Genomic DNA, 7,369 nt, shown 5'->3' on the forward strand with positions numbered 1-7,369 from the left:
GCAGAGGCTGTGGCCGGACAAGGGCGAAGCTGCTACGGGAAAGCCGCCTCATACCTGGTCCGAGGGAGCGACCACGCTGCTGCCGGTACGCGTGCCGGCACTTCCGCCACATGCTTGGCCAGGGCGCTTAGGTACACTTCGGATCAGGCGCATCCCAATAGAAAAGGCGATTGAGGGTCGTCAACGGGCAGCGGCGAGGTCGTCAAAGGTGCCGGTCGGAGCCCTCAGCCATTCACTTACCCGTCCGATCCGGCATAATGCCCGACGCACCATGGCGCTACGGGATTGAACTGGGTAATGCAAATGAAGCCGCACATGTCTCGCGAAGAGACCTCACAAAGCATGGACGGGGGCGACGACTGCCCCTTGCGCTGGTTCGACGCGGATCGGGGGGCATTCGAATCGCTCGAGCGATTGATCGCCGAACATCCGGCGGATTTCTTTGCGGGCGAGCGTTTTGATCCGGCTGGCGCGTGCGCCACACGCGAGGCGGAGTTCGCGTCGGTTGAGCTGCCCGAGACGCCGACATCGCCGCAAGCGCATGCCGATCATCTGCTCAACGACGTGTTTCGGCACGTGATGCCCGTGGCGTCACCAACGTTCGTCGGACACATGACGTCGTCGCTGCCGTCGTTCATGCCCTCGCTGGCCAAGGTGGTGGCAGCGCTGAACCAGAACGTCGTGAAGCTCGAGACGTCGGGCGCGCTGACAGGGCTCGAGCGCCAGGTCATCGGCATGCTGCACAAGCTGGTGTTTGCCCAGGACAGCGCGTTCTATGCGAGATGGCTGCACGATGCCGATCACGCGCTCGGCGCGATCTGTTCTGGCGGCACGGTCGCCAACCTCACCGCGCTATGGGCGAGCCGCAACAACTTGCTGGGCGCGCGTGATGGCTTCGCCGGCATCCATCGCGCCGGACTGATGGCTGCACTACGCCATTACGGCCATGACGGGCTTGCAATCGTCGTCTCGGAGCGCGGGCACTACTCGCTGCGAAAGGCCGCCGATGTCCTTGGCATCGGGCGCGACAATCTCGTGCCRGTCGGGGTCGATGCAGACGGTCGCATGCGCATCGACCTGCTGCGCGACACCATGCGTGACCTGCAGCAGCGCAACATCCGGCCGATGGCGATCGTCGGCATAGCGGGGACGACAGAGACGGGCGCGGTCGATCCGCTCGACGCGATTGCGGATGTTGCTCAGGAGGCCGGCTGCCATTTCCACGTGGATGCCGCATGGGGCGGCGCAACACTGCTGTCGGAGCGCGAGCGCTGGCGCTTCGCGGGCATCGAGCGTGCCGATTCCGTCGTCATCGATGCGCACAAACAGTTCTACGTGCCGATGGGTGCCGGCATGGTGCTGTTCCGGAGCCCGGCGTGGACGCAGGAAATCATCCAGCATGCGAACTACATCGTGCGCAAGGGCTCGGTGGACCTGGGGCGCCATACGCTCGAAGGATCGCGCGGCGCGGCGGCAGTCATGCTCTACGCGAACTTTCATCTGCTCGGTCGCAAGGGGTTGGCGCAGTTGATCGATCGTAGCATCGATAACGCCCGCTACTTTGCATCCCAGATTGCGCAGCAGCCGGATTTCGAGCTCGACAGCCACCCGCAGCTTTGCATCCTGACCTACCGCCATGTGCCCGAGACCGTGCGTGCCGCGCTGGCAACGGCTTCGGCCGACAGGCGCGAGAGGATCCTGGACGCGCTGGATGCGCTGACCATCAGCATTCAGGAAATGCAGCGCGATGCCGGCCGCTCGTTCGTATCGCGCACGCAGTTGATGTCGACACAGTGGGGAGGCCGCCCGATTGCCGTTTTCCGCGTGGTGCTGGCCAACCCGGATACGACGCATGCCATCCTGCAGGACATCCTCGACGAACAGCGCGCGCTGGCGGCGGCCAGCCCATGCATGGCGCCGCTGATGGCGCTGGTGGGCGCGCCGGACGCCGCGTGAGGCATTTGGAGCTGGCGGGCGCCATTCGTCGACGATGCGTCGCTGGTAACAGTCCTCCGAGTACCGTCATTGACTGACTCGTAGAGTCGGTGGGCTCTTCGGCAGTTAGGCGACTGCAGTGTCAATGGGCGACTGCAGTTCTGAAGCGACCGGCCAATGACCGGCCGTCAGGCGGTGCAACGCCTCTTCGGGTTGCACCGCAAGTATCGCAAAGGAACAGGATCATACTGACGAGAGAGTTGATCAGCACCGGCGCTTATCTGGACTCGTTCCAGGATCTGCCCGGCCAGCCCTCCTGGTCGCGTCGGCGCATCGAAGCCTCGATGCGTGAAGCGCTCGCGCAACGTTCGCATGGAGAACCCGTCTGACTGTTCGCCTATGGATCGTTGATCTGGAATCCACTGCTCAGGTTCGTAGAAAGGCAGTCTGCCTTCCTCCAGGGTTGGCATCGCAGTTTCTGTATTCGGCTGTTCGCCGGACGGGGCACCTACGAATGGCCAGGACGGATGCTCGCCTTGAAAGCGGGCGGTCAATCCGCCGGCATGGCCTTCCGGCTGGCCGAGAACGATCTATCGGAAGAGCTGGGACTCGTATGGATCCGCGAGACGGTTCATGGACTGTACCGCCCGAACTGGGGAACGATTCGCCTGGCTTCTGGCAAGGCCTACCGGCAAACCAGCGGTCGGGGTGCCACCGCCACGGGCGATTCTGATTCCCTCTAGCGTGACCGCTCAAAAGTACCGGGCTTCGCCCTCTTCCATGTGGTTGCCATCCGCCCTCATTGCGAGTTGGGAGGCTTTGGCCGCGTGGGTGGCGGCCTGCTCGAGCAGGGGCGCGTGCGCCTTTGGGACAACGAGCATCGTCAAACCCAGTCCTTCCAGCGCGCGTAGTGCGTGCTCCAGATTCACCCCTTTGCCGTTCTCCAGCTTGGATAGCATGCCGACGGAAACGCCGCAATGCCTGGCCGCCTGGTCAATTGGCATCCCCTCAGCAACCCGTGTCGCCCGAATGCGATCACCCAGTTGGTCGATGGTACGGATGGCAGCCCGCGATGGTGGCGCGGCATCGGCTAGCGGTCGTGGCATGGGAGGAGGTCCGGAGATTTGGGAGACTGGGAGATCCAGCACTGGGGCGGCTCTCCCGATTATTTCATCATCGTGAAAGTATATCAAATGCCGCGCCCTCGCCTGCGCCGCCGCCAGCTCAGCGCGTAATTTCCGCGAGCGTCTGCCCGGCAGACTGGCTGGCGGCATTGCAGGCGTGGCTGCCTGTAAAGCCGCGTCTGGCATAGCTCGTTCACGCTCCCACGTTACTTGGGCATCCCTTCATACATGCTGGTGACGTCATCCATCACCTGAAGAATACGCTCGCTGGTCGTGGCGATGTTTCTCAACTGTTCCGCGCGACTGACCCCGGTCTGATTGAGTGCCTCTTCAAAGAACAGCCACTGGGAGCCGGCAAGCTGCAGTTCGCGGCGGATTGCCTCAGTGTTTTGCGGCGCCGCGGTGAGGAGCCCCTGCGCGGCTGCGAATTCCCTGGTAGCCGTGTCCAGATCCTGCGCCATCTGGGGGGAAGTAATGCCCCAGGCGCGGAACATGCTGATCTTGGCGATTCTCTGCGAGAGCATCCGCTGGCGGCCGGCAACGTTGATCAGCTTACCCGTCATGGTGCCGGCATGTTTCTCGAGCAGGAGGGTTCCCTGTTGCGCAAGCTTCAGCACGTCCTCGCTCATTCCTGCGATTGCTTTCGCGCCATCGAGATTCGGATCGCCAGCGGACAGCAACTGCTTGTAGGGAATCCATGTCTGCTCGAGCCTGGCGTAGGTGTCCTTGATCTCCGGCGTGGGCGCGGACGCCTTCAGCTCCATGAGCTGCCTGTCAAAGAGCGCCACGGACTGTTCGAGGACCTTCTTCGAACGTTCGACTTCAACACCGAGGCCAGCCTGGCAGTATGCCTTGGCCATGCGCTGAGACAGCATGCGCTGGCGGCCCGCCTTGTTGATCGCCGCGTTGATCGTTAGCGTTTCGGCCGAAGCGGTCCCGGACAAGGCCAGCGCCAGGACGCTGCAGGCAATCAAGCAGAAGGAACAGAGGTAACGTTTCAAGGGCGTCTCCGCGTTAAACTTTGATTGGACCTTTGGACGCATCGATCGAGCCGACGACGTGTCGGATCAGCTGATCCATCTCCTTGATGATGTCTGCAAGCACCAGCGTGATCACCGCGAACTCCCTGCCGTACTCTCCCGCCCGTGCCGCCGAGATGCGCGCATTCATTGCGACGATGTTCGCCTGCATCGAAATCCCGCTGAGGCGCTCGACGAGGTCGGCGTGGCGTTTGCGCACAGCGACCTCGCAACGGTGCATCTCCTCCTGGTAGGCCTGAGTGACGGACTGCAGCAGTTCAAGCATTGGCGTGGCCTGCGCCACCAGCATGTCGAGGGATTGCGCTCGCCGGCTGGTGTCGGCCAGTGGTGCGTCTATCGCTGTTCTGACCTGGTCGATGAATTCACGGATACGCGCGTCAGCGCGCGGACTGCCAAAGTACAGTTGCTGCAAAGCGCCGGAGAATGCGCCGGGCAAACGCTCATTGCCCGTTACGAGATCCGAATGCGCCGACTCGAACATTGACAGGCACTTGCGTGCGATGTCGAGCGCGGCAGTGTCCCCCCGCGAAGCCAGCAATAGCTGGAGGACGATCCGTTGCGACAGCATGCGCTGCCTTCCGGAAAGGTTGATCAATCCGCCGATGGTTTCGGCGGACACTTCGGCCTCGGGTGACTGAGTAGAGAAAGCGTTCATGCCATGCCTTGCAGGTAGTGTCGACGCGGACGCGCACCGCGCTGACCGGCAAAGAAAAAGCGCCCCGAAGCGAGATGCCTACAAACCGGTTGTCCGGTTCGCGAGCATTTCGCTTCGGGGCGCCATTGCCCGGGATGCTCCTTTTCGGAGCGTGTCATCGCGACTTGCCAGATTGTTTCAAGGCCGCCGTTGGCCCGTGTATCGCTTACGCAATATCTATGCCACAGCTCCCGGAAGTTGCATCAGGCTGCGGGCGCAGGAAAATGGCACGGCGGGACCGACCCGCGCACCGATCCCGTGCCAGATGCCTCATCACGACGCGTGCGCTGGGGCACGGCGGCCAACCGGGACGCGCCTGTGGCTGGAGTGTGGGAGACTGGGCGGGCGATGCCTGCCCCGTCAAGCACGGAGCCTCAGTAATCGCACCTCTCTCTGGCCAGCGACTCCCTCGTGAAGCCGTGACTCACGCGCAACTGATGCTCGACCGCAATCACCTGGTCCTGGCACGCAAACAACAGGTCATCCTTGGCCTTTTGCGAAACGCCCTTGATGCGTTCAGCCTCATACGAAGTCTGCCGTGCACGACAACGGAGATACAAGAGCGTCGACTTGGGAGCGAGTTTAAGCTCCGCTTTGTCGAGAAGCTTACATTCGACATAGGACTGGGCTAGGCTGCCGTGGCTCGCCAGCAATGCCGAGGAAAGAAAAATTGAAGAAAAAATACGCAACATGAATGTGTAACGCCAGGGGTGCCGGTCAAATTGCAGCCCGCCATGGCAGGCTGCAAACGAATCTTGCGCGGACTGACACGGCACGTCCGTCCGTGCTTATTCTCCGACGCAATGGCATGCGGCCGTCGCATGCAAAAGACAAGCGCGCGAGGTGAAATTATGCACCGCTTTTTTGCACGAACATGAGCGCCACCCAACAGAGAAGCGGCCCTCCGCCGGGTACAATGTGCTCTTGCAAAGCGAACTCGCAGCAAGGGGGGAACGGAAGCAGGCGCTCGACCTGGATGCAGCGGATGATGTGAGTGGAGGTAAGGATGGCGACAACGCGCGCCGGAACCAAAGGGGAGGCCCTGCGGTTCCTGAATACAGCAGGAATATCGGTAATCGAATTGGACTACGAGTCGGCTTGGCAAGATGCCGTGGAGCTAGGGCGACTCGGCCAGAAAGCCGGCGTCCGTGTGGAGTACCGGGGGCATGAGAACATCGCCGTAAAATCACCGGCGGCACTCATTGCTGGACTGAGTCGAGCGAAGCTGTCCTTCCGGCAACGGAATCTATACTGCCAGTTTGAGCTGGGTGAATTGCCAGCAGGCGAACTCCAGCGGCTGGAGGCAAAGGCGGAAAAACTTGGCGACTACATCTTGGCTGGTCGGCTACTGAGGGACGTTGATGCCGTCTGGGCCGAATAACGCCGGCTAGTCGCAGCGCCACCGCTTTGCAGCCGTCAGACACGCTTTGCACGAGACCTGGATATACGTTTCCTCTTTTCGCACAGGAAAATGCTCACCACCGTCTCGCCGCAAGCGCATGCATAGCAAATCGCCAGCGTTCCGCATAAGACGTCCATCGCGAAAACCCTCTTCTAACAAGACGTGAACAATACTAGCTGGATACGCCCCTTCCTCATCTGATATGCCCTCCGGATGGCCAAGCTCGTCCTCGATAGCACCGGGCACCCACTTGAGGGGAATTGGGAGGCTAGCGTTGAACGCATGTGCTTGTGCTCGAAGGGTCCGCTCGCGCTCACACGAAGCGACCTGAGCCGCCTCTTCTCTCGCCACCTGAGCGGCACGTGCACGGTCTACCTCATCGGCACGTGCACACACGAACAATCCATTGGCATCGCGCCAGACTTCGACTACGGTTCCCGACACAAGTCCAACCGGTCCCGTTCGCACTCTTCCGCTTCCGGTACGGCAACCGTAGACCTCTAGCAGTTTCCCATCCAGGTTCACCTGGTTGCCTTCAACAGGAACGCGAACTCTGTGCCCCTCAATAAGCCATCGCGGGTGCACACCCGTGGAAACAAGATGCAGTTGGTAGATTTCCATAGCCACGACAGCCCCAGCAGCAACGCTGGGTTAAGTGCAACTCATGGTTGGAAAGTGTAGGCCAAACATCGAGAAAATTCTGCTGCGTGGGCTATCGCACAAAAATAAACCCGCGTCGCCGGGAAGCGAGACGCGGGTGGCAGCAAGGACTACTTCATCAGTCTACGTGAAATTAAAAATTTTCACGTCAGATATAAAGAACATTTTCGCGCCATTTCCTGGCATTGCGGCCCGCCTCCGATACTGGCTTGGTCACACGTTGAATCGACGTCACACAGCATCGAGATTAACCCTTAACCCTGCCGATATCATCGCTTTGGCCTACTGGACGGACACCAAATCGTCATGTGGATTGTGTCCAATGCGCGATCGGCTTCTGCGACGCACTCTCGGAATTCATCGCTGCTGCTGGCCACCCTGCTATCGGGTGTGCTTGCATTCATTTCCGCAACAAAAAGAGTCCTTTCGCGCGACAGCACCAAGCGAAACCAGGCACAACAAAATCAAAGGGTCAATATGCATCAAATTTTCGCTTCCCCCATGACGTCGGACC

General features: G+C 60.9%; 8 protein-coding genes. 4 read left to right on the top strand and 4 right to left on the bottom strand.

The features are described 5' to 3' along the window. Window positions 1-315 precede the first annotated feature (315 nt). Complete coding sequence (gene panP / locus AC1DO7_RS37575) at window positions 316-1,956, top strand: pyridoxal-dependent aspartate 1-decarboxylase PanP (protein ID WP_441650420.1); 1,641 nt, start codon at window positions 316-318, stop codon at window positions 1,954-1,956. A gap of 368 nt (window positions 1,957-2,324) precedes the next feature. Further along, window positions 2,325-2,678 carry a gamma-glutamylcyclotransferase gene (locus AC1DO7_RS37580; RefSeq protein WP_441624243.1) on the top strand — a complete coding sequence of 118 codons (354 nt, stop codon included), beginning with the start codon at window positions 2,325-2,327 and terminating at the stop codon, window positions 2,676-2,678. A gap of 9 nt (window positions 2,679-2,687) precedes the next feature. Here AC1DO7_RS37580 and AC1DO7_RS37585 read toward each other — a convergent pair whose 3' ends face one another. The 4 genes from AC1DO7_RS37585 to AC1DO7_RS37600 form a co-directional block, all read right to left on the bottom strand. Further along, the gene (locus AC1DO7_RS37585) at window positions 2,688-3,041 is read right to left on the bottom strand and encodes a helix-turn-helix domain-containing protein (protein WP_441624219.1); all 354 of its coding nucleotides are present in this window, start codon (window positions 3,039-3,041) and stop codon (window positions 2,688-2,690) included. A gap of 224 nt (window positions 3,042-3,265) precedes the next feature. Further along, complete coding sequence (locus tag AC1DO7_RS37590; protein ID WP_441624221.1) at window positions 3,266-4,060, bottom strand: type IV pili methyl-accepting chemotaxis transducer N-terminal domain-containing protein; 795 nt, start codon at window positions 4,058-4,060, stop codon at window positions 3,266-3,268. 13 nt (window positions 4,061-4,073) lie between these two features. Then, the gene (locus AC1DO7_RS37595; RefSeq protein ID WP_441624223.1) at window positions 4,074-4,754 is read right to left on the bottom strand and encodes a methyl-accepting chemotaxis protein; all 681 of its coding nucleotides are present in this window, start codon (window positions 4,752-4,754) and stop codon (window positions 4,074-4,076) included. 413 nt (window positions 4,755-5,167) lie between these two features. Then, window positions 5,168-5,485, bottom strand: a complete 318-nt coding sequence (locus tag AC1DO7_RS37600; RefSeq protein WP_441624225.1) for a hypothetical protein — start codon at window positions 5,483-5,485, stop codon at window positions 5,168-5,170. A gap of 314 nt (window positions 5,486-5,799) precedes the next feature. Between AC1DO7_RS37600 and AC1DO7_RS37605 the strand changes: the two genes are divergently transcribed. After that, window positions 5,800-6,174, top strand: coding sequence for a PHA-granule associated protein 4 (locus AC1DO7_RS37605; RefSeq protein ID WP_441624227.1), 375 nt, complete (start codon window positions 5,800-5,802; stop codon window positions 6,172-6,174). Between the two features lie 987 nt (window positions 6,175-7,161). Continuing rightward, window positions 7,162-7,369: hypothetical protein (locus AC1DO7_RS37610; protein WP_477117317.1), on the top strand; the 208-nt coding region annotated here is incomplete at its 3' end.

The organism is Cupriavidus sp. 05N40, assembly GCF_056397305.1.